The following is a 24943-nucleotide window of genomic DNA, read 5'->3' on the forward strand; positions in this document are numbered from 1 at the left end:
GGTTCTGCGGTTCTCCGGACCGGCAATAAGATTGCCGGCGCCGCGGCGATCAAACCTGTCACCCGCGACGCCGTTTCCGTACCAGCCCGACCGCTCGTCGTGGCGCTCGTCCCTTTAGCTCGGAAACCGCCGGCACAGTCAAAAGACCGTCGCTGACTGCACCTAACAAGAGATGGCGGAACCGGTCGATATCATGTCCTTTGATTGTCTCAGGACGCGGCGTTGATCAACTGCTCGCTTTTCGCCCAAAGCAAGCTGGCCTTCTCAACGTCGAGCAGATACGCTCGCGAGCCGTCGGCAAACGGGTTGGCAGTGTCGTTGATCGGGGCGACCGCGCAGTCTTCGAGGTAACGTCCGCCGACCTCGGCTTTGTCCGCCACGACTGCGGCCCATACCGAAGTCGCCGCCGCCTGCGGAATTTCCTTTAGCTCGGGCGGGGGCAGACCTGCTTCGGCGCGCGCCTTGCCGACGGTCTCGAATAGACCCTTCAGGTCTTCCTGAGAGAAATGGCGCGGGAGATCAGTGAGACTGTTGCCTGGCATCACCGAGGTCGCTCGAACGCCGCGATCGCGATGTCGCCGGTCAAATTCGACTGCGAATAGAGCGTTGGCTGTCTTTGATCGGCCGTAGGCGACAAACGGGTCATAGGTCTGTTGCTCGAAGTTCGGATCGTTCAGGTCGACATCGGCGACGCGGTGCGCTTGCGACGACAACACGACCAAACGCCCGTTATCGACGAGCAGCCGCTCGATCCGGGTGACCAAAGCAAAATGACCAAGATGATTGGTCCCGAACTGAAGTTCGAAGCCATCGACCGTCCGCCCAAACGGCGTTGCCATGATACCGGCGTTGGCGATGATGGCATTGAACTGCCTGCCGTCAGCCAGCAGCTTGTCAGCGCAGGCGCGAACGCTCTGCAGCGAGGCAAGATCAAGTTCGATCAGTTCGAGGCTGCCGCCGGCCCGCGACGCAGCGTCACGGACGGAAGCAACAGCCCGTTCAGCTTTGGCGAGGTCCCGGACGGCACCGACCACGCTGGCGCCATGCGCAACCAGTGAGCGGGCGGTTTCGAGCCCGATGCCCGATGATGCACCTGTGACGAGAAACCGCTTTGCCCTGAGATCGACGCCAGAGAGCACCTCGTCGGCGGTCGACTTTGCACCAAATTTTTCGGTCATTTCTTTTCCTTGGGTTTCATGTTTACTAAGGACTCTGATCTTCTTCTGCCTGATCCTGACGTACCGACGAGCGCGTTCCGCTGTACAGGATCAGCACGTTGAAAGATCAAATGGGTGCCCCGACCAGCAACTGAGAAGCTGGACAGGGCGGGTCAGAAAGGTGGGCGCAGGCTCGCACGTGCCGGCCCGAACCCGTCAGATACTCAGGCCGCCCGCCACGCTGATTACCTCGCCCGTGTCGGCTTTGTCGGCCGACGCGACGTAGCTGATCGCCAGGTCTGCCCCTAGCTCGGCGAATGCTTCCGCCGTATGGGCACCGAGCCAGCGCGACCCGCCCGTAATGAGGGTGACTTTGCCATTCAATGATTTCTGCACGAAAGGGCCTCATGTGGTAACTCGATGCCAACGCCCTCGAACGTCGGGCGAATTGCATAACATTCATTACGATAACGAACGTTACGTTATTGGGCGCGAGGCTGTCAAGCGGTCCGTCGTTGAAACGTCGATTGATGTCTGGTCAAGATGAGACGTCGCGCCGTCGCGAGATCGTCAACGGAAGTTGTGGGGCCACGAATCAGTCCGTTCAATTACCCAGCGAAATTTGCCGAGACGGCTGCCGTGCTCGGTCCGGCGCTTTGCGATCACCGTTAAGCCGTCTGACGATGCCCTGCACGAGAGGACTCCTCGGTAGGTGATTGGACCTATCCCTGCGGATGGTGGTGAATCGTAACGTATGTTACGATAACGTCCGGTATGGTTTCGGGAAGATCGCTGGTCAATCCCGACCGTTATGAGAAGAGCGAGGCAAGGTGAGTTATGGGACGTCACCGCGAGTTCGATGTGGATCACGCGCTGGATGCGGCACTTGGCGTGTTCTGGAGCAAGGGCTACGAGGGCGCGTCGTACGCCGATCTGACGCAGGCCACGGGTGTCCAACGCCCTGCGCTTTACTCGGCGTTCGGCAACAAGGAGGACTTGTTCCGTCGAGCGCTTGAGCGTTATTACGAGCACTACCTAGGTTTTTTCAAGGCGGCGCTGGAGCGGCCGACCTCGCGAGAAGTGGCAACATGCATTCTGAAGGGCACGGCCGAACTCAATACGCGTTATCCGGATCGCAAAGGGTGTCTGGGCGTCCACGGTGCGCTCGCGGTCTCGAACGATTCGGAAGCCGTCCGCCGCGCGGTCATCGAGGCGCGGGCGGACGGAGAAGCATCGCTGCGCGAGCGGCTCGAACGGGCGCAGCTTGAAGGGGACTTGCCGGAGACTGCCAACTGTGCCGCGCTAGCGGCGTATGTGTGCGCCGTCGCCCACGGCATGGCTGTTCAGGCGAAGGCCGGCTTCAGTCGTGCCATGCTTGAGGCTGTTGCCGAGCAGGCGCTCTCGATGTGGCCTGCCGGCGCGCGTAGTGCCCGAAAACGCAAATCATCTTCTGCCACCTGACTTCCTTCGACACGATGCCACGACGCACGAAGGCGAGACTAATGACGCATGCGTTGTTCACGTCGCGAACGTTGTGAATAGTCGTGCAGGTTCGGCAAGAGCGGGGCGGCCTCGCAGGCCTTCGTTTCCAACTTGATCTCTCCGCGCGCGGTCGATACAGACGCGACACACACGGCGGCGGCCTGCCACATCGGCGGGCCTTCACGGAACAAAACCGCGGGAATGTCAGAAGCGATGGGTCATGCCGATGGCGACAAGCGTTTGAGATGCATCAGGCTCCGTCACTGAAATACCCGGCCAGCTCATCGTCGAACTGCCATTGTTCTTGATGTAGCCCGCCCGCGCGTAAAAGCTGGTCCGCTTCGACACATTGTGGTCGACGCCCACCTGGAAGCCGACTGCATTGTCGTGCACGCCGCGCACGTCGCGCTCGACAACTGCGAGTTGGACTTCGTCGGCGTCCGTGGCCTGGATCGTCGCACCTAACTCGCCGTAGCTCAGAGCGTGTCCTGCGCCGAGGAGCGCCGCCATCGACCCAGGCGCAGCATCTTTGGGGCGCGCATACGAGTAGTTAAACTGAAGTTTCACTATGCCGATCTGATACGCCAGTGCGCCGCTAAAATGCTCAGTCCCGAGCAGGTTAAGCGAGCGCGGCAGACCCGCAATGGTCTCCACGCCGGAATGCTGGTTCAGGTAAGCCACGGCTGCGTAAAGGCCGGCGCCTTGCCAGGTCAGCGCGACATCGATCATATTCCCCGATGTGGTCGGGATTGGCTGTGTAGCCGTCGCTGCGAAACCATACATGGCATAAAGCTTCGCGCCTGCAACGTTGGGCGACTGATAGAAAATCGTATTGCTGATCCGTCCCGGCGCATACTGAACCGCGAGCGTACGACGGTCGGAGGCCGCGGCGAGATCGGCCGCCGAAAGCGGCGAGAGTACTTCGTTGCCACGGAACGGGTCGGTTGGATAAACGGCCCAGAAGCTCGGCTGATACTGACGACCGAAGCTAAGCGTGCCGTACTTGTCTTGCTGCAGCCCTATCCATGCCTGGCGATAGAAAAGGGTGGTCGTATCGGCGAAGGATGCACCGTTGTTGATGTTGAAACCGCTTTCCAGGTCGAACACGGCTTTCAACCCGCCGCCCAGATCCTCCTTGCCTCTGAAGCCGACCATCGAACCCGTTGAGCCGCCGCTTCGCTGGGAAACCGAACTCGCTCCCCCCTTGTTCAGGTACTGGAAGAACGTGTCTGCCACCCCGTACAACGTCACACTCGACTGCGCGGCGGCGCTACCCGCCGCAAGTGCCACGCTGGTGGCGAAAATGCCCTTGCTAATAAAACGCATGCATGTCTCCTCTATGTTTATGCCGCATCGACAGACGCGGGTAAGGCAAAATCAGGTGGGCTTCTCTTGATTGTTGAAGCCGGTCACTTCATTTCAAAATCACCGCATCTCAATTTATTAGAAGGAATCCTTAGCAAAATGGGCGCTCGTTGTCTGATGAAGGCCGGGTGCTGCACCATCGAATTAACGCGGATTACGATTGGAAGCGGAAAGGGACATTTGGATCACGGCGCGCCGCGCGCCGTGACGATTAACGCGTTCCACACTCGATATCGAAGGTGGTGGCGTTCAGATAGGCGTTCTCGACAATATGCTGGACGAGGCCCGCAAATTCTTCGGGTTTGCCCATGCGTTGCGGAAACAACAGCTTGCCGACGATCGTCTCGGACACCTTCGGCGGCATGCCTGCCGACATACCCGACTCGAACAGGCCCGGTGCGATCGACAGCACGCGAATGCCGTGCTCGGCAAGATCGCGCGCAACCGGAATCGTCATGCCGATCACGCCGGCCTTGCTTGCGCTGTAGGCCGCCTGTCCCATCTGACCTTGACGCGCGGCGCCCGATGCGGTGTTGATGATTACGCCGCGTTCGCCGTTTTCTTCGGGCTCATTCGCTGTCATCGCGAGCGCCGCATGACGCAGCACGTTGAAGGTGCCGGTGAGGTTCACCGACAGCACACGGTGCCACAGATCGGACGGGAAAAGCTGTCCTTTGGAGATCGTCTTGGACGGCCCGAGAATGCCTGCGCAATTGACCGCGACGTGCACGGTTCCGTACGTGCGCACGACCGTAGCGATACCTTCCTTGACGCTTTCTTCATTCGCCACGTCGACCGCGACGCCCTTGATATCGGGCCCGAGCGCTTCTCCGAGCTTCGCGCCGTCGAGATCGAAGCCCACCACCTTGGCGCCCGCTGCCGCAAGCACCTTGCAGGTGGCGAGGCCGAGGCCAGATGCCGCCCCAGTGACGACTGCAACCTTGTTCTGCAGATTCATGTTCTTGCCCTGTTCCTGGTTTGATGTCTAAGAATGAAGCGATCAAGTGCGGACGTCACACCGCGCGCCACTGACCTGCCCAGTACCTGCCGCGAATCTCACGTTTGAGCACCTTGCCGACCGCGCTGCGTGGCAGGTCTTCCCAGAACTCGAAACTCTTCGGCGTTTTCACGCTGCCGAGCTCGCGTTTGCATAGCTCGGCGAGTTGTTCCGTGCCGACATGTTCGCCGTTCTTCAACTGGACAATGGCCTTGACCGCCTCGCCCCATTTCTCATCCGGCACGCCGATTACCGCGCAATCGAGAACAGCGGGGTGCGAGTTGATGACCGCCTCGATTTCGCCCGGAAAGACGTTGAAGCCCCCGCTGACGATCATGTCCTTCTTGCGATCGACCACGGTGATGAACCCGCGCTTATCCTTGATACCGATGTCGGACGTGTGATGCCAGCCGAACTGTGACACTTGTGCCGTTTCCTCGGGATTCTTGTAGTAGCCGAGCATGACAGTCGTGGAGCGCACGACGATTTCCCCCTTTTCTCCGGGGCCGACGATGTTGCCGGCGTCGTCCATGATTTCGACACACGCAAACTGCGCCGCCTTTCCCGCGGATTGCAGCGCGACTTCATCGAAGGTGCCATCAGTCAGCAGATAGTCGGACGGCCGTTTGACGACTACGGGAAAGCCGCACTCGCTCTGCCCATAGACTTCGTAGATCACCGGCCCGAGGCGGCGGACAGCTTCCTTCATTTTTTCCGGGGCAATGGGCGCTGCGCCGACGGCGAGGCAGCGTAGCGACGAAAGATCGGCGCCCGCCATCGCAGGATCGCTCAATAGTGCGTAGACGACCGTTGGCGGCAGGAACAAATGCGTGATACGTTCTTCAGCGATCGTGCGCAGTACCACCTTGGGGTCGAACGAGGGCAACACGACAGTGCAGCCATTGCGGATCGCGGCGGCCAGCGTAAGCATGCACGCGGCGTGCGTGAGCGGCGCCACAGCCAGCACGCGCGAGTCCCGATCAATGTTCAGTTCGGAGAAAACCGCAATCAGCCCCATTTCGAGCGAGCGATTGTCGTGCAGCGCACCTTTCGAGGGTCCCGTCGTTCCGCCGGTCGGCTGCAGCAGCGCATGTTGATTGGGGTTTTCCGGCGGCGCGACGAACGGGTCACGATGATTCGGCATCCAGCTGTCGAGCGACTCGCCATGTTCCGATGGCTGGTCAATACAGATGAACCTGCAACCAGCCGCGAGGCCGGCTTTCAGCGCAGGCACGATGTGGGCGTATGCGCTGTGAAAGAAAACCAGCTCGCAATCGGCGAACGACAGCACGGCCGCATTGGTTTCCACCGTATTGCGTGTATGGACCGACACCCAGGCCATGTCCGCGCGGTTGATCGCCAACTGCAGCAGGCTGATCCGGTAGTCGTTCGGTGCGTAGATCGCCGCATGTGCGCCGGGCCTCAGCGAAGGGTCGAGCGTGAGCGCGTGCGCGGCGGCATGGACGAACTTCTGTGCCTCGGCGAACGTGATGCGCGTCGTTCCGTCGACGAATGCCTCGCGGTCCGGATGCCGGGACACAGCCGAATCGAAGTAATCAGCAAGGTGCATATCAGTCTCCTTGAGTCGACGTAGCCGTGCTCGGCGGCTACCTTTTCATTCATGATAGGCGGCGGCTGCGGGTTCTTGCCCGCCGCCAGCTCAGCGGCCTGAAGGAGGCCGCTGCGGTGCGCTCGCCCGTGATGCGCTAGCGCGCCAGAATCGTGATGCAGGCCACCGCTTCCTCGATTCCATACAGGCCGCCGCCATTTTCCGCGACCGCGATCCGCGCGTTATCGACCTGACGCGGGCCGGCTTCGCCGCGCAGTTGCGTGACGAGCTCATGCACCTGTCCGAGGCCCGTCGCGCCCACCGGGTGTCCTTTTGATTCCAGACCGCCGGACGGGTTGACCGGGATCCGGCCGCCGATTGACGTTTCGCCGCGCTCGGAGATCGGGCCGCCGTCGCCGAAGTCGCAGAAACCGAGATTCTCGATCTGTACGATCTCACCCATTGCGGTCGCGTCATGCACTTCCGCCACCGACACGTCCTTCGGACCGATGCCGGCCAGCTCGTAGGCGCGCCGCGAAGCCTGCACGGTGACGTGCTGCTCGATGTCGTCGGGCGAGCGGTCCGTGCCGCTCTGGACCACCGAAGCCAGCACGCGGACCGCGCGCTTCGGATCGATGTTCAGACGCTTGAGCGCGTCGGCGGTGCACAGGATGGCAGCAGCAGCACCGTCGGATACCGGCGAGCACATCGGTAGCGTGAACGGGTACGTAATGGGCGGCGCGGCCAGCACTTCTTCCACGGTGTAAGCGACCCGGTATTGCGACAGTGGGTTGTGTACCGAATGACGGTGGTTCTTCGCCGACACGGCGGCGATCTGGCGCTGCGTGGTGCCGAAGCGTTTCATGTGCGCGCGGGAGAATGCCGCGTAGACGTCCATGAACACGCTATAGGGCTTCGGCGACGTCGATCCTGCCGGAATCTCGACGCCTTCGCCAATGCGCAACAACTCCGCGTGAATTTCTTTGGCTCGCGAAACGTCGAGTGCGCTATCGAATACGGAGAACATGCGCTCACGGTCTTCCGAAAACATTTTTTCGGCGCCCACAGCCAGCGCAACGTCGCCGGCGCCCGAGCGCAGATGGTTGACCGCCAGCACGAATGCACTGCTGCCGCTCGCGCATGCATTCTCGACATTCACGACCGGAATGCCGCCGATGCCCATGTCGCGCAGCGCGATTTCGCCACGAATCATGTGCTGGCCGTCCATATGACCTTGCGATGCATTGCCGTAGAACGCCGCTTCCAGAGCCCTCTTTTCGATGCCCGCGTCCTTGAGCGCCCCTTGGGTGGCGTTGCGTACCAACGATTTAATGCTCTGGTCGAGTAGCCTGCCGAACGGCGTCATGCCGACGCCAACCACATAGATATCTTTCATTTCAATTCCCATGCTGTTTGAGGATAGGCACATCCAATGAATCAAATTCTACTTGGGAGTAAAAATATAGTCGATAAGGTAGAAGTCCATGTTTACCCGGCTGCCCGTGCGTTGACGGCTTGCGTGAGCAACTCGGCGTCATGCTCGCCGACGGCGGGCACCCCGCGCGTAGGTCCGGGATGTACGCCGCCGAATACGAGTGGCTGCGCTACGTGCCAGGCGCGACGGCCGCCGCGTTCGTCGACCTCGCGGAACATGCCGCGGGCGCGAAAGTGCGGGTCATTCACGACTTCGTCGAGACTGTTCACCGGCCCCCAGGGCACGCCTGCCAGATCGAGCAGCGGCGCCCATTGAGCGCGCGGCTTGCGGCGCAGCGCTTCGGCAATGCGGGCGCGAAGTTCAGCTTCGCGCGGTGCGCGCTCCGCGTTTGTCACGTGCGCGATATCGGTGAGGCCGAGAAGCTCGCATAGCGGAGCCCAGAACCAGTCTTCGTGCGCGATCGACAGCGTCAGCAAAAGCTCGTCCTCGCAGCGGAACACGCCGTAAGCAGGCTGGGCATTGATTTCAGCCATGCCGAGGCGTCCGCCGTTCATCGCCGGCGAAAGAAACACGCTCATCCACGATACGAGGCCGTCGGTCATCGACACGTCGACGTACTGGCCGAGGCCGGTGCGGGTACGCTCGAGCAGGGCGGCAAGACAGCCAGTGACGGCGAACATCGCCGCGGAGAGGTCGCCGATTGCAAGTTCAGGCGGCGTTTCGATCTGGCCGCTGGCAGCCTGGCGGTGCAACAGGCCTGCGATTGCCTGATAAGACAGATCGTGCGCGGGGCGGTCGCGATACGGGCCGTTCTGGCCGAAACCCGAGATCGACAGATAGACGATGCGCGGATTGAGCTTCGCGACATCGTCGTAGCCGAAGCCGAGGCGGGCCATCGTGCCGGGACGGAAACCTTCCATCAACACGTCCGCGGAAGCGATCAGTTCGCGCAGTGCTGCGCGTCCCGCGTCGGTTTTCAGATCGACGCCGACCGAGCGTTTGCCGCGGTTGAGTGCGGCGTGAAAGTCGGGCAACTGTCGGGCCGGGTCGCCAGCCGGCGGCCGCTCGACCACGATCACGTCGGCGCCCAGATCGGCCATCACGAGCGTGGCGAACGGGCCGGGATACTGTTCAGCAAGGCTGAGGATGCGTACACCCTCCAAAGGCAAACTCATAGGTGTCTCCTGTCATGCAAGATGTTTGGTACTGCGATCCAGCGGGTCGCGTGAAGACTGTGCATGCGCCGCGCTGTCGTCGCGCGTGTCGCGCTGTTGAGGCGCTATATTGGCATAGTTTCTACCGATGAGTTAGTATTGATACGCGATATTAAAATCAAGCCCGGACATCCAGCGCCGGGCAAGCGAACCGAGACTCTTTCAGGAGGAAGACACCATGCAGGAATTGCCCGTTATCGCCGAGGTACGGCACGGAGCGATGTGGATCACACTGAATCGCCCCGCAGCGATGAATGCGATTACGCCCGATGTGGTTCGGGGAATCGAACAGGCGCTCGACGAAGCCGCGAAACGGGACGACGCGCGTGTGGTCGTGTTGACCGGCGCGGGCCGCGCGTTTTGCGCCGGCGCTGATCTGAAATTTGTACGTGGCGAGCGCGATGGCGACCAGCCGGGCGCAAGCCGCTTCCTCGACGCGCTGCTCGCGCTGCTGAACCGTCTCGAACGTTTCCCCCGGCCGGTGATTGCCGCCGTGAACGGCATGGCGCTCGCGGGCGGCCTTGAACTGGTGCTGTGCTGCGACCTTGTGATCGCGGCGAGGTCGGCCCGCTTTGGCGACGCGCATGCCAATTACGGTTTGCTGCCCGGCGGCGGCGGCTCGGTTCGCCTGCCGCGCAAGATCGGCGTGACGCGTGCGAAATATCTGATGTACACGGGCGAATTCGTCTCAGCCGGGTCGATGGAGTCGGCGGGACTTGTCAATCAGGTCGTCGAGGACGCGCAGCTTGGCGAGGCGGTTGACGCGCTTGTGAAGACGATAGCCGCGAAGAGTCCGCTCGGCTTGAGCCGGATGAAGGCGCTTGTGAATGACGGTATCGAGCAGCCCGCCGAGGTGGCGCTGCGCCAGGAACTGCTGATGACCGCGCTCCACGAACACAGCGACGACATCCGCGAGGGACTTGCCGCGTTCCAGGAAAAACGTGCGCCTCAGTTCACCGGCCGCTGATTCGCCCCGGTGGCCGCTTGCGCGCGCGTGAGCGGCCACCTGTACTTACTTGATGGAGACCAGATCGGTCACGGAAGTCGATTCGACTCACTACAAGGTGGTGCCGAATCCGCTGGGACGTTATGCGCTAAACCGCCAGTCGCGTGTGCAGCCCAACGCGGACGGCTCTGTCACGCTCGCGTTCGGTCCTGTGCGTCCTGACAGTGTCCCTGAATCGAACTGGTTGCCCACGCAGCCTGGTACGAACTACAACCTGACGTTCCGGCTATATGGCCCGGTGGCTGGCGCGGCGGCGGAACAGTATTTCCCGCCCCCGCTAGTCGGGCAGCGTTGAGTCGACTTTCGGAGGAATCATTCATGCGCAAACTGCTTTCGAGTTCATTCCAGTTGTTCGCGGCATTCGCGTTTGCACTGCTTGCGTTGGGCGGGTGCGAAACCGGCCGCGTGCCGGTTGTTACGCAAGCCGCAGGGGCCGGCCCCGCAGCGGCGAGCGGCGCGGTCCGCACGGACGAAGCGCCTGTTATACCGGCCTCGCTCATGACCGAGGCTTATGCGCGCATGGTCGCGCGCAATACCTACTTCTGGGCGTGGCCGATGGTCAACGCCTACAACCGCCGTCTTGCATTCACCCGCGCGCCGGCGCCTGGCCTCGTCGGCGGGATCATGCCGATTGCCCCGCTCAACCGTCTTGCGATGCTGACCGGTTACGTGGACCCCGCAGAGCGGCTGGTCGCGTGCCCGAATCAGGACGTTGTGTACGGCGCGGGCGTCGCGGCGCTCGACGAGAGCCCGGTCGTGATCCAGGTTCCGGATTTCGGCAAGCGTTTCTGGGTCTATCAGATTGTCGATCTGCGCACCGATAGCGTCGCCAACCTCGGGTCGATGTACGGCACGGAACCGGGCTTCTATCTGCTGGCGGGCCCGGACTGGCACGGCGCGGTGCCGGAGGGCATCGCGCAGGTGATTCGCTCGGGCACCCGCACGGCATTTGTCGTGCCGCGCGTTTTTCAGACCGACACGCCGCAGGACAACGCGGCCATCCAGCCGTTGCTGAACCGCATCGACATGTATCCGCTGGCGATGTTTGACGGCGTGTTCAAACAGCACGACTGGAAAAAGTTGCCGGCGTTTCCGATGCCGGCTCACGAGGGTGCCAGTCCCGGCGAAGCGCGTTGGGTGTTTCCGGAACGCTTCTTCGACGGCTTGCCTGCGGTACTGGCCGACGCCCCACCCATGCCGGGTGAGGAGGCGCGCTACTCGGAAGCGCTCGCGGTGATCGCGGCTGCGCGGCGCAATCCGTCGCTGAAGGCCGCAATGATCGACGAAGCGGCGCGTGCGGACAAGGATCTCGTCGACCCCTTGCTTCAGTTCCGCAACTTCGGCATACCACTCGCACATCACTGGACGACGCAGCGCAACGGCGGGCGCTTCGGCACTGATTATTTGACCCGGACCGCTGTTGCGCGCTCCAATATATTCGTCAACAAGCCGGAAGAGGCGACGTACTTCTATCTGGACCTCGATGCAGCCGGCGAGCGGCTCAATGCGCACAACCGTTATGCGATCACGTTCGCGAAGGGACAGTGGCCGCCGGTGCAGGGCTTCTGGTCGCTGACGCTGTATGACGCATATCACTTCTTCGTGCCGAACCCGCTTGACCGTTATGCAATCGGTACGCGCAATACGGATCTCAGGCCGAACCCGGATGGCTCGCTGACCGTGTACATCCAGTCCGAGCCGCCTGCCGATCCGGCACAACGGGCGAACTGGCTGCCAGCGCCACGCGACGGGGATTTTTCTTTGATGATGCGAGCATATTGGCCAGCAGCGGCGATCACGGCGGGCAATTGGACTCCGCCTGCCGCGCAGCGGATTCAGTGAGCGTGTACGCATCGTGTCGAGGGAAGGCGCGACGCGCATACAACGGCTCACTGCCGGGACATGCATGCACGCGATTCAGCGCGTGCACGTCTCTTGGCGGCGTTCGGAACGTCTAGGCTGCTTCGGTGGTGGTCTTGCGCGGACGCGGGCGGGCCTTCGCGGATCCAGCCGCGAGCCCGCGTGACATGAAGTTGACGAACACCTCTGCGATCGCCTCCGGGCCGTAGCCGCCCTCCGGATTGAACCAGTTCGGAATCCAGTTGATCGAGCCCATCAGCCAGGCCACGGCCAGCTTCGGCTCGCAAGGCGCGACGGAACCGTCTTCGATGCCCTCCTGGATATATTCCCTGATACGCAGATCGAAAGCACGGCGGCGCTTGCGGACGATTTCCTGGTGCTCCGGCAGCATGTCGTCGAGCGTGGACACGAACGCGTGCGAAATGAAATCCTCTGTCACCAGTACCACAAACCGGCCGATGGTCCGTTCGAGCTTGTCAAGCCCGGTCTTGCCATGCTGACCTTCCTCCAGGGCGACGTCACCCATGTCGAGCGCGAGTTTCTGCGTTTCGAACAGTAGTTCGCGCTTGCCCTTCACGTAGTAGTACAGCGCTGCCTTGGTGACGTTTAGCGCCTCGGCCACTTCGTCGAGCGACGTGTTGTGAAACCCCTTCGCCTTGAATGCCCGGCCGGCCTCGCGGATTAAAGCGGTTTTCTTCAGCTTTTGCAGGTCTTCGCGCGAAGGCAGCGCGTCTTTCCACCGCGCGGAAGACTCTTTCGATTTTCGGGTGCCAGTAGATTTGCGCGCAGTCGAGGTCATGGTCAAGATGCCGTCATTTGTTAAATGAATCTTACCATGCGGTCGAACCGGCGGTGATGACGCTGGAACTCAACTGGAAATGCACTGCGAAGCACCGTACTGTCACCTGCCAGGGCCCGGCCGAAAGAGCAGGAGAGTTTTCAGGTTGACAATGTGACGACGAAGAATAACAATTTACTCATGAGTAGAAAAAATAATCCCCCGCGTAAATAAGCAGCGTGCCACCAGGCGGTTGCGACGTTGCGGAGCGAGAATTCAGAACGGCGATCGACGCACCCGGAATAAGGAGACACCCATGGCAGACAAATCCACAGCATTTCTCACTGAGCAACAGATCATGATTCGCGACTCGGCGCGCCGCATCGCCGCGGAGGTGATCGCACCGACCGCCGCGGAGCGGGACCGCACGTCCGCGTGGCCGCACGCCGAACTGAAGCAGTTGGCCGAGCTTGGCTTTCTCGGCATGCTGGTGCCGGAAGAGTACGGTGGGGTGGGGGCGGGCGTCGTCGAATTTTGCCTTGCCCAGTACGAGTTCGCCGGCGCCGATGCGGGGCTCGCCACGATTTTGCACGTGCATAACTTCACGGCGCTGTGCATCTCGATCCACGGCACTGAGGAGCAAAAGCGTCGCTATCTGCCGGCCATGGCGCGGGGCGAGTCGATCGGCGCGTTCCTGCTGAGCGAGCCGCAAGCCGGTTCCGACACCGCCGCACTGCGCGCCACGGGCCGCCGCGACGGCGACCACTACATTCTCGACGGAGCGAAGCAGTTCATCTCGAACGGCAGCGAAGCGGGCGTTGCGATCGCCTTCGTGTTGACCGACAAGGACGCGGGCAAGCGCGGCGCGAGTACTTTTATCATTGACCCGAAACAGCCGGGCTACACCGTCACTCGCATCGAGAGCAAGCTTGGCCAGCACACGGCGCATACGGCCGCGATTTCACTCGAAGGCTACCGCGTGCCGTGCGAGAACCTGCTGCGCGCCGAAGGCGAAGGCTATCGCCTCGTCATGTCCGGTTTGTCGGACGGGCGCATCGGCATCGCGTTTATCGCGGCCGGCGTCGCACGCGCTGCGCTCGACGCCGCTGTCGCCTATGCAAAGGATCGCGAAGCCTATGGCCGCCCGATCGCGGAACTGCAGGGTGTGAGTTTCGATCTCGCCGATATGGCCGCGCAGGTCGAGATCGCCTATCAGTACGCGCTGCATGCCGCGCGTCTGTGCGGGGAAGGTATCGAATGTTCGAAGGAGGCATCGATCGCCAAGCTGTTCGCGAGCGAGATTGCTGAAAAGGTTTGCTCGGACGCGATCCAGATTCATGGCGGCTACGGCTATCTGACAGACTTCCCAGTCGAGCGCTATAGCCGCGATGTGCGTGTCTGCAAGATCTACGAAGGCACGAGCCATGTCCAGAAGTTGATCATCGCGCGCAGCCTGATGTGAAACCGGCGCCGAGCCGCATAAAGTACGCCGCTAGCGTTAGACCCGATTGGCATAGTTGTGTCGATTGGGGTCTTTTCCAATGTAATCCGGGCCAAGCGCAATCGTCGCGTTTGGCCTTCGCTTCTAACATCCAGTTCACACAACAAGCGCTATAACGCCAGAAAAAGTGACGGAGACATGATGTACGCAACCCGGTCTTTGCATCGCGCGGTGCAGCAATATCCCGAGCGGATCGCCACGCGCTTGGCGGGGCGCGCGCGATGTTTCCGCGAGTTCGTCCATCGCGTGGCGCAACTCACCGGCGCGCTACAGCAACTGGGTATGCAGGAAGGCGATCGCGTCGCCATGAATTTCCTTTCAACCGATTTATCGCGGAGCACACCATGAGTCGAGACGTGTACGTAGCCGGCATCGGCATGATTCCGTTCACCAAGCCGGGTGCGAACGAACCTTATCCGCAGATGGCCGCCCGGGCCACAAACGCCGCGCTGGCCGATGCAGGCATCGGCTATGCGCAGGTGCAGCAGTGCTATGTGGGCTACGTGTACGGCGATTCAACCGCAGGTCAGCGCGCGCTCTACAACGTGGGCATGACCGGCGTGCCGGTCATCAACGTGAACAACAACTGTTCGACTGGCTCGACGGCGCTTTATCTCGCACGTCAGGCGGTGGCGAGCGGCGCTGCGGAATGCGTGCTCGCGCTCGGCTTCGAGCAGATGAATCCCGGCGCGCTCGGCACGATCTTCAAGGACCGTCCGTCGCCGTTCGACCATTTCGACGCGATTTCCGAGGATCTCGTCGGTGCGTCAGACGTGCCGCCGGCCTTGCGCTATTTCGGCGGTGCGGGACTTGCGCACATGAAACAGTACGGCACGAAGCTCTCGACGTTCGCGAAAATCCGCGCCAAGGCAAGCCGTCACGCGGCTAATAATCCGCTCGCAGTATTCCGCAACGTTGTCACCGAAGACGAGGTAATGGCCTCGCCGATGCTGTGGGAAGGGGTGATGACGCGTCTGATGGCATGCCCGCCGACCAGTGGCGCTGCCGCGGCGATTGTCTGCTCGGAACAGTTCGCGCAGAAGCATGGCCTGAACCGCAAGGTGAAGATCGCCGCGCAGGCAATGACCACCGATTTCGCCGCCACCTTCGAGAACCGCGACATGCGCCTGATCGCAGGTGCCGGCATGACGCAGGCGGCGGCGCGCCAGGTGTACGAGCAGGCGGGTATCGGCCCACAGGACATTGACGTGGTCGAACTTCACGACTGTTTTGCGCACAACGAGCTGCTCACTTACGAGGCGCTCGGTCTGTGCGCTGAGGGCGAGGCGGAAAAGTTCGTCGTCGATGGCGACAACACGTATGGCGGCAAGTTCGTGACCAACCCGTCGGGCGGGCTGCTGTCGAAGGGGCACCCGCTCGGCGCTACCGGCATTGCGCAATGCGTGGAGCTGGTCCAGCAGCTGCGCGGCACGGCCGAGGCGCGCCAGGTGCCCAACGCGAGGCTCGGGTTGCAACACAACGTCGGGCTGGGCGGCGCGTGCGTCGTGACCTTGTACGAGCGCGTCTGAGCGCGCGCTGCCGCTTCGAACAATCTCATCTTGATTCCTCAACAGGAGTAACGTCCGATGGACTTTCGACCGGACACGGGCCTCGACGCCTTTCGCCAGCAGGTCCGCGCGTTCCTGCGTGAGAACTTGCCGGCCGAGCTGGCCGGCTCGCAGCACGGCGTGCGTTCGCCGCGCGCCGATCTGGTGCGCTGGCAGCGCATTCTCAACCAGCACGGTTGGGGCGCGCCCTACTGGGCGGCGGACCATGGCGGTACCGGCTGGACCGCGCAACAGCGCCTGGTTTTCGACGAGGAGTGCGCGGCGGCGGGCGCACCGACCCAGGACGTGTTCGGCCAGCGCCTGCTTGGCCCCGTGCTGAATCACTTCGGCACGGCGGCGCAGAAAGCTGAACATTTGCCGTCAATCTTCAACGGCGACCGTCTGTGGTGCCAGGGATTTTCCGAGCCTGACTCCGGTTCCGATCTCGCCTCGCTGCGCATGCAGGCCGTACGCGAAGGCGACCACTACGTCGTGAACGGGCAGAAGATCTGGACCAGCTACGCGCATCAGGCGGACTGGATCTTCATGCTGGTGCGCACGGACGCGTCCGTGAAAAAGCAGGCGGGCATCAGCTTCCTGCTCGCCGATATGAAAACGCCGGGTATCACCGTGCGCCCCATTCTGACGATCGACGGCTGTCATCACCTGAACGAGACGTTCTTCGACAACGTGCGTGTGCCGGTGGTCAACTGTGTCGGAGGCGAGGGCGCGGGCTGGGCCGTCACGAAGTTTCTGCTCAACAACGAGCATGCGGCGACGGCCGATCTGCCGACGCTCGTACGCTTTCGGCGGCAATTGCGTAAGCTCGCCACCACGCTGGTGGTGGACGGCAAGCCGCTGATTGAGCGGCCTGAATTCGCGCAACGGCTCGCGCGTCTCGAAGCCGAATTGCAAGCCATTGGCATGCTGGTGCAGCGCGTCGCGGCAATGGAGGAAGACCATAGTCCTGGCGCTCACGTCCTGGGCTCGATGCTCAAGATTCGCGGCACCGAACTCCAGCAGCGCATGAGCGAGTTTCTGGTCGAGTCACTGGGCCACTACGGGGCATATGCCTACGCAGAAGCTGACGCGCATGGCGGATCCGGTGCGACGCACGACGCATTGCCGATGCCTGCACCGGGCTTAGGGCCCGGTATTGCCAGCGAAATGTTTTTTCGACGTGCGTCGACGATTTACGGCGGCACGAGCGAGGTTCAGCGCGGAATCATTGCCAAGCTGATGTTTCAACTCTGACGCGACAGATCACCATGAACTTCCAGTTGAATTCGGAGCAGCAGATGCTGCAGGACAGCGTACGTCGCTACATCGCGCGTGCGTGTGCATTCGACAGACGCACCGCGCAGGTCAAGGCGGGCTGCGATCATCACGCGCGGAACTGGTCCTCGTTCGCCGAGAACGGCTGGCTTGCCGCGGCGTTGCCGGAAGAGTACGGCGGCCTGGGCGGATCGTTGCTCGACACCGTGTTGATCGCGCAGGAGCTGGGTCGGGGGCTGGTGGTCGATCCTTTCGTTGGCTGCGCGGTGCTTGCGGTGCAGACCTTCGTGGCGGCAGCCACGCCCGCACAGATGGATGTGCTCTTGCCGCGCATCGCCGAGGGCACGTGTCGTATCGCGCTCGCGTACCAGGAGGCTTCGTCGCGCGGCAATCCGGCGGTAGTCGAGACGCTCGCGGCTCGCGATGCAAACGGCTTCCGGCTCCACGGACAGAAGACGGCCGTGCTGGGTGCGCCCGGCGCAGATCAGTTCATCGTATCGGCGCGCATCGGGGGCAACGGTGCAAGCGGCGACCACCCGGCGCTCTTCCTCGTCGACGCGACGACGCAAGGCGTGACAGTGCGCCCGGTGCCGCTGCACGACGGAAGCTGGGCCGCGCAGTTGCAACTCGACGGCGTGCAGGTCGGCCAGCAAGCGGTGCTGGGCGATCCGGGGTGTGGTCTGAGCGCGCTTCGCCACGGCCTGGCTCACGGAACCGCCGCGCTGTGCGCGGAGCTCGTGGGCTCGATGGAAGCAGCGGTCGTCGCAACGGCGGAGTTTCTGAGGGTACGCAAGCAATTCGGCGTACCGATTGGCAGTTTTCAGGCGTTGCAGCACCGGATGGCCGACATGGCCGCCGAGATGGAGCTTGCACGCTCAATGCTGTATGTGCTGCTGGCATCGCTCGAAAACGACGATGAAGCGACGCGTCAGCACACGGTATCGGCGGCCAAGGCGCTGATCGGCCGGACGGCGAAGCAGGTATGCGGTCAGGCAATTCAGTTGCACGGCGGGATCGGCATGACCGAGGAATACACGATTGGCCACTATTTCAAACGCGCTGTCGTTGGCGACCTTCTGTACGGGACCAGCGACCAGCACGACGCATATTGCGCGGCCTCGCTGCGCGATGCGTTGAGTTTGTCCACGGAAAACGCATGAAACATTACGAAAGCATCGAAGCGCTCAAGCCGCTTGTCGGGGAATCGATCGGCATAAGCGACTGGCTCGTCATCGATCAGCACCGCATCAATCTGTTCGCGGACTCGACCGGCGATCACCAGTGGATCCACGTCGATGTCGAGCGCGCGCGCAGCGGTCCATTCGGCATGCCGATCGCGCACGGCCTCCTGACGCTGAGCCTGCTGCCCGCATTCCTCGCGACCGCGTTCGAGGTACGGGGCATCGGTTCGGCGCTCAACTATGGCCTCAATAAGGTGCGCTTTGCGGCACCGGTTCCCGTGAACTCGCGCTTGCGCGCACAGTTCAGGCTTGTCGAATGGGACCCGCTGGGAACCACCGGCGCGCAAATCAAGCTCGAAATGATTGTTGAAATCGACGGGCAGAGCAAGCCCGCGTGTGTGGCCGAATCCATCGTGCGCTTCTTCTACTGACCCGCGCGGCTTGTACTTAAGGAGAGGGAGATAAAATGAGCATTCGCTTCGACGGCAGAGTCGCCGTTGTCACAGGAGCAGGTGCGGGCCTTGGGCGGCAACACGCACTCGCTCTTGCCGCGCGCGGGGCAGCAGTGGTGGTTAACGATTTCGGCGCAAATCGGGATGGTACCGGCGGTTCATCGTCGGCGGCGCAAGCAGTCGTGGATGAGATCCGCGCCACGGGTGGCAGCGCGATCGCGCACGGTGCCGACGTTGCCGACTATACGCAGGTCGCCGACATGGTTGCGCAGGCGATGGCCACGTTCGGCCGCGTCGATATCTTGATCAACAATGCGGGCATTCTGCGCGACAAGAGCTTCGCGAAGGTGGATCTGGCGGAGTTCAAGACAGTGCTCGACGTGCATCTGATGGGCTCGGTGCATTGTACGAAAGCAGTGTGGGACATCATGCGCGAGCAAAAGTACGGCCGTATCGTCATGACGACGTCCGCCGCAGGGCTCTATGGAAACTTCGGCCAGGCGAACTACGGCGCCGCCAAAATGGCGCTGGTCGGGCTGATGAACGTGCTTCATCAGGAAGGCGTGAGGAGCAACATCAGGGTCAACACGATCGCGCCGATCGCGGCAACCCGCATGACCGAGGCATTGTTGGCCGCCGACGCGCTCGACGCCATTCGCCCCGAGCGCGTCACGCCCGGCGTGCTGTTCCTGTGCAGCGGCGACGCGCCTTCCAGGGTCGTGCTATCCGCGGGCGGGGGCTCGTTTTCAGTTGCGACAGTCATGGAGACCGCGCCTTGCCATCTGCGCGATGAGGAACTGACGCCGGAGACCATCGCTCGCCGCTTCGGCGAAATTGCCGACTGGAGCAGTGCGCGCGCGTATAGCGAAGCGGGCGAAGAGGTGCAGCGGTTCATCAATAGCGCAGTGGAAGCGTTGCGCGGATGAAAGTTTGATGTATCCGGGTGCCGTGGATGGCGCGCAAGGGGCGCTCGGCAGATGCCAAGCAGCAAGGCCGTGCCCAACGCGTCGCGATGAAGGCCAAGAATCAGTTCTGTTCCACTTGTCACCATTTCCTGCACGAGAAATGCGTCCGCAGATGCGCCGGTTGCGGTTTCAACCTCGTCGCGCATGCGGTTCAGGCGCGCTCCGATACTGTCAGTGGCCACACCGACGGCTACGCCGTCGACATCACTCTTGTGTGTGATCTTGTTAGACAGCAGCTGAGCACGACCTTGCCACCCAGCTCGCGAGCAGCAGTCTCTCCGTCATTTGCGTTCGTGACGATACGTTCGTGCGCCACTGACACGCCGAAGCGCGCAAACAGCTTTTTCGCCTGCGCTTCGTTAAGTGATCCGGCGGGTAGATCGCTAACGTCGGCTTCTGCTTCGGCGTGTTGTTCGTCCGAACTCACGGCACGTTGCATGTACTCGCGATGCTGCCCCATTGCAGCTAGCGCGCTCGTTACGCTCTCTCGGGCGACGGGAAAGCGGGCACTGTCTGCTCGTTGAGCATGCGCGTGGTCTCCGGCGCGTGGGGACTCACAAACGCCATTACAGGTCTGTCGCTGCCGGGCAGCGAATCGCGAATCGCGCAGGCCATCAGGTCGGGCACCGCATGATCGCCGGTCTGGAGTGCTCGCAGCTTTGCAGCGGTCGCCTCGTCAGGAGGTCGGGTCTCGAAGTTGCCATACCGAGACTATCGGTAACGAGCGTGCCGGCGCCGCTAGCCGAGGTCAAAATCGCCACCCGTCGTCCAGCAAGCTTGCGGTGCGCAGCGAGTGCATGAGGAATATCGAGCAGATCGGAAAACGTTGGCCTGACGCCTTACGTTCTTGCGATAAGCAGTATTGATCCCAGGTGTAATAGATCACGGCCATCCATGGTTTGCCGGCGAGACATAAGGCGTTGCCGAGCCGCGTAGAAGACGTGCGTAGAGTACGGATTGCGTACGCTGCATTCCCACCGCCATCCGAAGACCGACGGTGTCCACGAAACGCCCGGACGTCTAACGCATTCATCGTCGCCCACCTGCGCCGATTGCAATGTGTCAGGCGGTAACCGTTAGAATTGCTGCTTTAGCTAGGAATACGCCAATGTCTTTTGCCTCGCTTGGCCTGATCGATCCTTTGCTGCGTAATGTGCAGGACCTCAATTACCAGACACCTACGCCGGTGCAGGCCAAGGCGATTCCTGCTGTGCTCAGTGGCAAGGACGTCATGGCCGCGGCACAGACCGGCACGGGCAAAACGGCGGGTTTTGCGCTGCCGCTGTTGCAACGGCTGGTGCAGCACGGCCCGGCGGTGTCCAGCAACCGCGCACGTGTTCTGGTGCTGGTGCCCACGCGTGAATTGGCCGAACAGGTGCTGCAAAGCTTTATCGATTACGGCAAAGGTCTCGACTTACGATTTCTGGCCGCCTACGGCGGCGTGAGTATCAACCCGCAGATGATGAAGTTGCGCAAAGGCGTGGATGTGCTCGTTGCCACGCCGGGCCGTTTGCTGGATCTCCATCGCCAGAACGCAGTGCAGTTCGATCAGGTACAAACGCTGGTGCTGGATGAAGCTGACCGCATGCTCGATCTGGGATTTGCGCGCGAACTCAACGCCGTCTTTGCTGCCTTGCCTGCCGAGCGCCAGACCCTGCTGTTCTCCGCCACGTTTACGGACGATATCCGCGCCATGGCGGCGGGCATTCTGCGCGGCCCGGTCAATATCAGCGTCAGCCCGCCCAACGTCACGGCCAGCAGGATCAAGCAGTGGGTGGTGCCGGTGGATAAGAAGAACAAGCCGGACCTCTTCATGCACCTTGTGGCTGAGAACAAGTGGCAGCACGCGCTGGTGTTTGTCAAAACCCGCAACGGCGTGGAATACCTCGCGGCCATGCTGGATGAAGCGGGCTATGCGGTGGACACCATCCACGGCGACAAACCGCAACCCGCGCGCCTGCGTGCGCTGGAGCGCTTCAAGACGCGCGAAGTCCATATGCTGGTAGCCACCGATGTGGCGGCGCGCGGGCTGGATATCGACGACCTGCCGCTGGTGATCAACGTCGATCTGCCGATCGTGGCGCAAGACTATGTGCACCGTATTGGCCGTACCGGCCGCGCGGGTGCCAGCGGCGTGGCGGTGTCCCTTGTCTGCGCCGATGAAGCGCCGCAACTGGCCGCGATCGAAGCGCTGATCCGGCAGACGCTGCGCCGTGAAGAAGAGCCGGGTTTCGAAGCCGAACACCGCGTGCCGCAAACTAGCGCGACAGGCGAGATCATCAAGAAACCCAAGAAGCCTAAGAAGCCGAAAGTGCCGCAAGCTGCGCCGGGCGCCGCGCAGGTGCCCAGCAAAAAATCGCGCCCGCAAAGTGGCGAAAACAAACGCAAGCCGGCGGCGCAGGGCGCTGTGGCCGCGGGTAAAGGTACAAGCTCGTCCCGCGGTCACTCATTCGGCGTGCCAAAGCCACGCGGCAAATCCGCCAGCAAGCCGGTTGCGGGGTCACGCAAGCCGGCTGCCAGATCCGCGGGTGGCCGCGGCAAACGCTAAGCCTGTTTACACCGCGACGGTATCTGCCACTTCCTTGAAGTCTTCGATCTGGTCGAAGTTCATGTATTGGTAGATATTGTCGCCGCTGGCGGTCAGCACGCCCATGTCGGCCATGTATTCCTCTTTGGTCGGAATCTTGCCCAGACGCGAGCAGATTGCCGCCAGTTCGGCCGAGCCGAGGTACACGTTCGTGTTCTTGCCCAGACGATTCGGGAAGTTACGGGTCGACGTGGACATGACCGTCGCGCCTTCGCGCACCTGTGCCTGGTTGCCCATGCACAGCGAGCAGCCCGGCATTTCGGTGCGCGCACCGGCCGTGCCGAACACGCCGTAGTGGCCTTCCTCGGTCAGTTGCTTCTGATCCATCCTGGTGGGCGGCGCGACCCACAGCTTGACCGGAATGTCGCGCTTGCCTTCCAGCAGCTTCGACGCGGCACGGAAGTGACCGATATTGGTCATGCACGAGCCGATGAACACTTCGTCGATCTTCGCACCGGCCACGTCGGACAGCGTCTTCACGTCGTCCGGGTCGTTCGGGCAGGCGACGATCGGCTCGTGGATATCGGCGAGGTCGATCTCGATCACGGCTGCGTACTCGGCGTCCGCGTCCGGCGACAGCAGTTGCGGATCGGCGAGCCATGCTTCCATTGCCTTGATGCGGCGCTGCAGGCTGCGCGGGTCCTGATAACCCTGCGCGATCATCCACTTGAGCAGCGTGACGTTGCTGTTCAGATACTCGATGATCGGTTCCTTGTTCAGGTGCACCGTGCAGCCGGCAGCCGAACGCTCGGCCGATGCGTCCGACAGTTCGAACGCCTGCTCGACCTTCAGATCGGGCAGACCTTCGATTTCGAGCACGCGGCCCGAAAAAATGTTCTTCTTGCCTTGCTTGGCGACCGTCAGCGTGCCTTGCTTGATCGCGTACAGCGGGATCGCGTTGACGAGGTCGCGCAGGGTGACGCCCGGCTGTATTTTGCCCTTGAAGCGAACCAGCACGGATTCCGGCATGTCCAGCGGCATCGTGCCGGTGGCTGCGGCGAACGCGACCAGACCCGAACCCGCCGGGAAGCTGATGCCGATCGGGAAGCGCGTGTGCGAGTCGCCGCCGGTACCGACGGTGTCGGGCAGCAGCATACGGTTCAGCCACGAGTGGATCACGCCGTCGCCGGGACGCAGCGCGATGCCGCCACGGTTGCTGATGAAGTCCGGCAGAGTGCGGTGCGTCTTCACGTCCACCGACTTCGGATAAGCGGCGGTGTGGCAGAACGACTGCATGACGAGGTCGGCGGAGAAGCCGAGGCACGCCAGGTCTTTCAGTTCGTCGCGGGTCATCGGGCCGGTGGTGTCCTGCGAGCCGACCGAGGTCATCTTCGGTTCGCAGTAGGTGCCCGGGCGCACGCCCTGGCCTTCCGGCAGGCCGCACGCACGGCCGACCATCTTCTGCGCGAGCGAGAAACCCTTGCCGCTGTCGGCCGGCTGCTGCGGCAGGCGGAACAGGGTGGACGGAGCGAGGCCGAGCGCTTCGCGCGCCTTGGCGGTCAGGCCACGGCCGATGATGAGGGGAATACGGCCACCCGCGCGCACTTCGTCGAACAGCACGTCGGACTTGACCTGGAATTCGGCGATTACCGCGCCGTTCTTCAGCGCTTTGCCTTCGTAGGGACGCAGTTCGACCACGTCACCCATTTCCATTTGCGACACGTCGAGTTCGATCGGCAACGCGCCCGCATCTTCCATGGTGTTGTAGAAGATCGGGGCGATCTTGCCGCCGAGGCATACGCCGCCGAAGCGCTTGTTCGGGATGAAGGGGATGTCTTCGCCCGTGAACCACAGCACCGAGTTGGTGGCCGACTTGCGCGAGGAGCCGGTGCCGACCACGTCGCCGACGTAGGCGACCAGATGGCCTTTCTCTTTCAGCGCCTGGATGAACTTGATCGGGCCGCGCTTGCCGTCTTCTTCCGGCGTGATGCCGGGACGCGCGTTTTTCAGCATTGCCAGCGCATGCAGCGGGATGTCCGGGCGGGTGGTGGCGTCCGGCGCCGGCGAGAGGTCGTCCGTGTTGGTTTCGCCCGTCACCTTGAAGACGGTGATGGTCAGGCTTTGCGGCACTTCCGGACGGCTCGTGAACCATTCGGCGTCGGCCCAGCTTTGCATCACGGCCTTCGCGTTGGTGTTGCCCTGGTCGGCCAGTTCCTTGACGTCGTGGAACGCGTCGAACATCAGCAGGGTTTTCTTCAGCGCGTCGGCGGCAACGGTGCCGACTTCCGCGTCCGACAGCAGTTCGATCAGCGGCTGGATGTTGTAGCCACCCAGCATGGTGCCGAGCAGTTCCGTGGCGCGAGCGCGCGAGATCAGCGCGCAGGCGGTCTCACCCTTGGCGACGGCAGCGAGGAAGCCGGCCTTCACGCGGGCGGCTTCGTCGACGCCGGCGGGCACGCGGTTGGTGATCAGGTCGAGCAGGGTTTGCTCTTCGCCTGCGGGCGGGTTGATGAGGAGTTCAACCAGTTCGGCCGTCTGCTGGGCGGTCAGCGGCAGTGGCGGAATGCCGAGCGTGGCGCGTGCGGCTGCGTGAGCGCGAAAGTTTTCAAGCATGAAAGAACCTGCTGATGTTGGCGTTTCAGGGGATCGCTT

At 62.4% G+C, this 24943-nt stretch carries 21 protein-coding genes and 2 pseudogenes; 12 read left to right on the forward strand and 11 right to left on the reverse strand.

What is annotated here, in order from left to right:
- Positions 1–209: 209 nt before the first annotated feature.
- The 3 genes and pseudogenes from B0G82_RS28890 to B0G82_RS28900 all read right to left on the reverse strand — a co-directional run.
- A complete protein-coding gene (locus B0G82_RS28890) occupies positions 210–1178 on the reverse strand; it encodes an SDR family NAD(P)-dependent oxidoreductase (protein WP_121309844.1) in 969 nt (322 codons plus the stop codon).
- 195 nt (positions 1179–1373) lie between these two features.
- Positions 1374–1553, reverse strand: coding sequence for a hypothetical protein (locus tag B0G82_RS28895; protein WP_199730181.1), 180 nt, complete (start codon positions 1551–1553; stop codon positions 1374–1376).
- 177 nt (positions 1554–1730) lie between these two features.
- Positions 1731–1823: pseudogene (locus B0G82_RS28900) on the reverse strand (IS5/IS1182 family transposase); the annotation flags it as partial.
- 195 nt (positions 1824–2018) lie between these two features.
- On the opposite strand from B0G82_RS28900, the gene B0G82_RS28905 reads away from it, so the two are divergent.
- Complete coding sequence (locus B0G82_RS28905; RefSeq protein WP_241974861.1) at positions 2019–2618, forward strand: TetR/AcrR family transcriptional regulator; 600 nt, start codon at positions 2019–2021, stop codon at positions 2616–2618.
- Positions 2619–2843: 225 nt separating this feature from the next.
- Here the strand turns inward: B0G82_RS28905 and B0G82_RS28910 are convergent, their stop codons facing one another.
- The 5 genes from B0G82_RS28910 to B0G82_RS28930 form a co-directional block, all read right to left on the reverse strand.
- Positions 2844–3965: a porin gene (locus B0G82_RS28910; protein ID WP_121309845.1), complete on the reverse strand. Its 1122-nt coding sequence runs from the start codon at positions 3963–3965 to the stop codon at positions 2844–2846.
- 250 nt (positions 3966–4215) lie between these two features.
- On the reverse strand, positions 4216–4962 hold the full coding sequence (locus B0G82_RS28915) for an SDR family NAD(P)-dependent oxidoreductase (protein ID WP_121309846.1): 747 nt from the start codon (positions 4960–4962) through the stop codon (positions 4216–4218).
- A gap of 55 nt (positions 4963–5017) precedes the next feature.
- Positions 5018–6571: an AMP-binding protein gene (locus B0G82_RS28920; RefSeq protein ID WP_121309847.1), complete on the reverse strand. Its 1554-nt coding sequence runs from the start codon at positions 6569–6571 to the stop codon at positions 5018–5020.
- Between the two features lie 136 nt (positions 6572–6707).
- Positions 6708–7946 carry a thiolase family protein gene (locus tag B0G82_RS28925; protein ID WP_121309848.1) on the reverse strand — a complete coding sequence of 413 codons (1239 nt, stop codon included), beginning with the start codon at positions 7944–7946 and terminating at the stop codon, positions 6708–6710.
- A 92-nt stretch (positions 7947–8038) separates the two neighbouring features.
- The gene (locus tag B0G82_RS28930; protein ID WP_121309849.1) at positions 8039–9160 is read right to left on the reverse strand and encodes a CaiB/BaiF CoA-transferase family protein; all 1122 of its coding nucleotides are present in this window, start codon (positions 9158–9160) and stop codon (positions 8039–8041) included.
- A gap of 217 nt (positions 9161–9377) precedes the next feature.
- Here B0G82_RS28930 and B0G82_RS28935 point away from each other — a divergent pair, with 217 nt between their 5' ends.
- Genes B0G82_RS28935 through B0G82_RS28945 form a run of 3 tightly spaced genes read left to right on the forward strand, consistent with a single transcriptional unit; the run spans position 9378 to position 12047 of the window.
- The gene (locus B0G82_RS28935) at positions 9378–10166 is read left to right on the forward strand and encodes an enoyl-CoA hydratase/isomerase family protein (RefSeq protein WP_116147487.1); all 789 of its coding nucleotides are present in this window, start codon (positions 9378–9380) and stop codon (positions 10164–10166) included.
- Between the two features lie 52 nt (positions 10167–10218).
- Positions 10219–10500, forward strand: a complete 282-nt coding sequence (locus B0G82_RS28940) for a DUF1214 domain-containing protein (protein ID WP_116147489.1) — start codon at positions 10219–10221, stop codon at positions 10498–10500.
- Between the two features lie 23 nt (positions 10501–10523).
- Positions 10524–12047, forward strand: a complete 1524-nt coding sequence (locus tag B0G82_RS28945; RefSeq protein ID WP_121309850.1) for a DUF1214 domain-containing protein — start codon at positions 10524–10526, stop codon at positions 12045–12047.
- A gap of 112 nt (positions 12048–12159) precedes the next feature.
- On the opposite strand, the gene B0G82_RS28950 is transcribed toward B0G82_RS28945, so the two are convergent.
- Positions 12160–12864 (reverse strand): TetR/AcrR family transcriptional regulator, encoded by a 705-nt coding sequence (locus tag B0G82_RS28950; RefSeq protein WP_121309851.1) that lies wholly within the window; start codon positions 12862–12864, stop codon positions 12160–12162.
- Between the two features lie 295 nt (positions 12865–13159).
- Here B0G82_RS28950 and B0G82_RS28955 point away from each other — a divergent pair, with 295 nt between their 5' ends.
- Genes B0G82_RS28955 through B0G82_RS28985 form a run of 7 tightly spaced genes read left to right on the forward strand, consistent with a single transcriptional unit; the run spans position 13160 to position 19725 of the window.
- The gene (locus tag B0G82_RS28955) at positions 13160–14305 is read left to right on the forward strand and encodes an acyl-CoA dehydrogenase family protein (RefSeq protein ID WP_106283097.1); all 1146 of its coding nucleotides are present in this window, start codon (positions 13160–13162) and stop codon (positions 14303–14305) included.
- Positions 14306–14362: 57 nt separating this feature from the next.
- Entirely contained in the window at positions 14363–14692 is a 330-nt protein-coding gene (locus tag B0G82_RS39850) for a hypothetical protein (RefSeq protein ID WP_158608200.1), read from the forward strand.
- Complete coding sequence (locus B0G82_RS28965) at positions 14689–15873, forward strand: lipid-transfer protein (RefSeq protein WP_121309853.1); 1185 nt, start codon at positions 14689–14691, stop codon at positions 15871–15873. The genes B0G82_RS39850 and B0G82_RS28965 overlap by 4 nt, the downstream gene beginning before the upstream one ends.
- A 57-nt stretch (positions 15874–15930) precedes the next feature.
- Positions 15931–17145 carry an acyl-CoA dehydrogenase family protein gene (locus tag B0G82_RS28970; protein WP_121309854.1) on the forward strand — a complete coding sequence of 405 codons (1215 nt, stop codon included), beginning with the start codon at positions 15931–15933 and terminating at the stop codon, positions 17143–17145.
- Between the two features lie 14 nt (positions 17146–17159).
- Complete coding sequence (locus B0G82_RS28975; protein WP_121309855.1) at positions 17160–18326, forward strand: acyl-CoA dehydrogenase family protein; 1167 nt, start codon at positions 17160–17162, stop codon at positions 18324–18326.
- Entirely contained in the window at positions 18323–18778 is a 456-nt protein-coding gene (locus B0G82_RS28980) for a MaoC family dehydratase (protein ID WP_121309856.1), read from the forward strand. The genes B0G82_RS28975 and B0G82_RS28980 overlap by 4 nt, the downstream gene beginning before the upstream one ends.
- A 35-nt stretch (positions 18779–18813) precedes the next feature.
- On the forward strand, positions 18814–19725 hold the full coding sequence (locus B0G82_RS28985; RefSeq protein ID WP_121309857.1) for an SDR family NAD(P)-dependent oxidoreductase: 912 nt from the start codon (positions 18814–18816) through the stop codon (positions 19723–19725).
- 50 nt (positions 19726–19775) lie between these two features.
- Here the strand turns inward: B0G82_RS28985 and B0G82_RS28990 are convergent.
- Positions 19776–20591: pseudogene (locus tag B0G82_RS28990) on the reverse strand (acetate--CoA ligase family protein); the annotation flags it as partial.
- Between the two features lie 281 nt (positions 20592–20872).
- Here B0G82_RS28990 and B0G82_RS28995 point away from each other — a divergent pair.
- Positions 20873–22312 (forward strand): DEAD/DEAH box helicase, encoded by a 1440-nt coding sequence (locus B0G82_RS28995; RefSeq protein ID WP_121309858.1) that lies wholly within the window; start codon positions 20873–20875, stop codon positions 22310–22312.
- 6 nt (positions 22313–22318) lie between these two features.
- Here the strand turns inward: B0G82_RS28995 and acnB are convergent, their stop codons facing one another.
- Positions 22319–24904, reverse strand: coding sequence for a bifunctional aconitate hydratase 2/2-methylisocitrate dehydratase (gene acnB, locus B0G82_RS29000; RefSeq protein WP_121309859.1), 2586 nt, complete (start codon positions 24902–24904; stop codon positions 22319–22321).
- Between the last annotated feature and the right edge of the window lie 39 nt (positions 24905–24943).

Source organism: Paraburkholderia sp. BL17N1 (assembly GCF_003634175.1).
Lineage (GTDB): Bacteria > Pseudomonadota > Gammaproteobacteria > Burkholderiales > Burkholderiaceae > Paraburkholderia.

What these genes read in the sequence shown, in the direction of transcription:
- B0G82_RS28930 (WP_121309849.1), bottom strand. Translation starts at nt 9,160, where the DNA reads ATGAGTTTGCCTTTGGAGGGTGTACGCATCCTCAGCCTTGCTGAACAG.
- acnB (WP_121309859.1), bottom strand. Translation starts at nt 24,904, where the DNA reads ATGCTTGAAAACTTTCGCGCTCACGCAGCCGCACGCGCCACGCTCGGC.
- B0G82_RS28915 (WP_121309846.1), bottom strand. Translation starts at nt 4,962, where the DNA reads ATGAATCTGCAGAACAAGGTTGCAGTCGTCACTGGGGCGGCATCTGGC.
- B0G82_RS28970 (WP_121309854.1), top strand. Translation starts at nt 15,931, where the DNA reads ATGGACTTTCGACCGGACACGGGCCTCGACGCCTTTCGCCAGCAGGTC.
- B0G82_RS28980 (WP_121309856.1), top strand. Translation starts at nt 18,323, where the DNA reads ATGAAACATTACGAAAGCATCGAAGCGCTCAAGCCGCTTGTCGGGGAA.
- B0G82_RS28965 (WP_121309853.1), top strand. Translation starts at nt 14,689, where the DNA reads ATGAGTCGAGACGTGTACGTAGCCGGCATCGGCATGATTCCGTTCACC.
- B0G82_RS28945 (WP_121309850.1), top strand. Translation starts at nt 10,524, where the DNA reads ATGCGCAAACTGCTTTCGAGTTCATTCCAGTTGTTCGCGGCATTCGCG.
- B0G82_RS28975 (WP_121309855.1), top strand. Translation starts at nt 17,160, where the DNA reads ATGAACTTCCAGTTGAATTCGGAGCAGCAGATGCTGCAGGACAGCGTA.
- B0G82_RS28920 (WP_121309847.1), bottom strand. Translation starts at nt 6,571, where the DNA reads ATGCACCTTGCTGATTACTTCGATTCGGCTGTGTCCCGGCATCCGGAC.
- B0G82_RS28925 (WP_121309848.1), bottom strand. Translation starts at nt 7,946, where the DNA reads ATGAAAGATATCTATGTGGTTGGCGTCGGCATGACGCCGTTCGGCAGG.
- B0G82_RS28910 (WP_121309845.1), bottom strand. Translation starts at nt 3,965, where the DNA reads ATGCGTTTTATTAGCAAGGGCATTTTCGCCACCAGCGTGGCACTTGCG.
- B0G82_RS28935 (WP_116147487.1), top strand. Translation starts at nt 9,378, where the DNA reads ATGCAGGAATTGCCCGTTATCGCCGAGGTACGGCACGGAGCGATGTGG.
- B0G82_RS28950 (WP_121309851.1), bottom strand. Translation starts at nt 12,864, where the DNA reads ATGACCTCGACTGCGCGCAAATCTACTGGCACCCGAAAATCGAAAGAG.
- B0G82_RS28995 (WP_121309858.1), top strand. Translation starts at nt 20,873, where the DNA reads ATGTCTTTTGCCTCGCTTGGCCTGATCGATCCTTTGCTGCGTAATGTG.
- B0G82_RS28985 (WP_121309857.1), top strand. Translation starts at nt 18,814, where the DNA reads ATGAGCATTCGCTTCGACGGCAGAGTCGCCGTTGTCACAGGAGCAGGT.
- B0G82_RS28955 (WP_106283097.1), top strand. Translation starts at nt 13,160, where the DNA reads ATGGCAGACAAATCCACAGCATTTCTCACTGAGCAACAGATCATGATT.
- B0G82_RS28940 (WP_116147489.1), top strand. Translation starts at nt 10,219, where the DNA reads ATGGAGACCAGATCGGTCACGGAAGTCGATTCGACTCACTACAAGGTG.
- B0G82_RS28890 (WP_121309844.1), bottom strand. Translation starts at nt 1,178, where the DNA reads ATGACCGAAAAATTTGGTGCAAAGTCGACCGCCGACGAGGTGCTCTCT.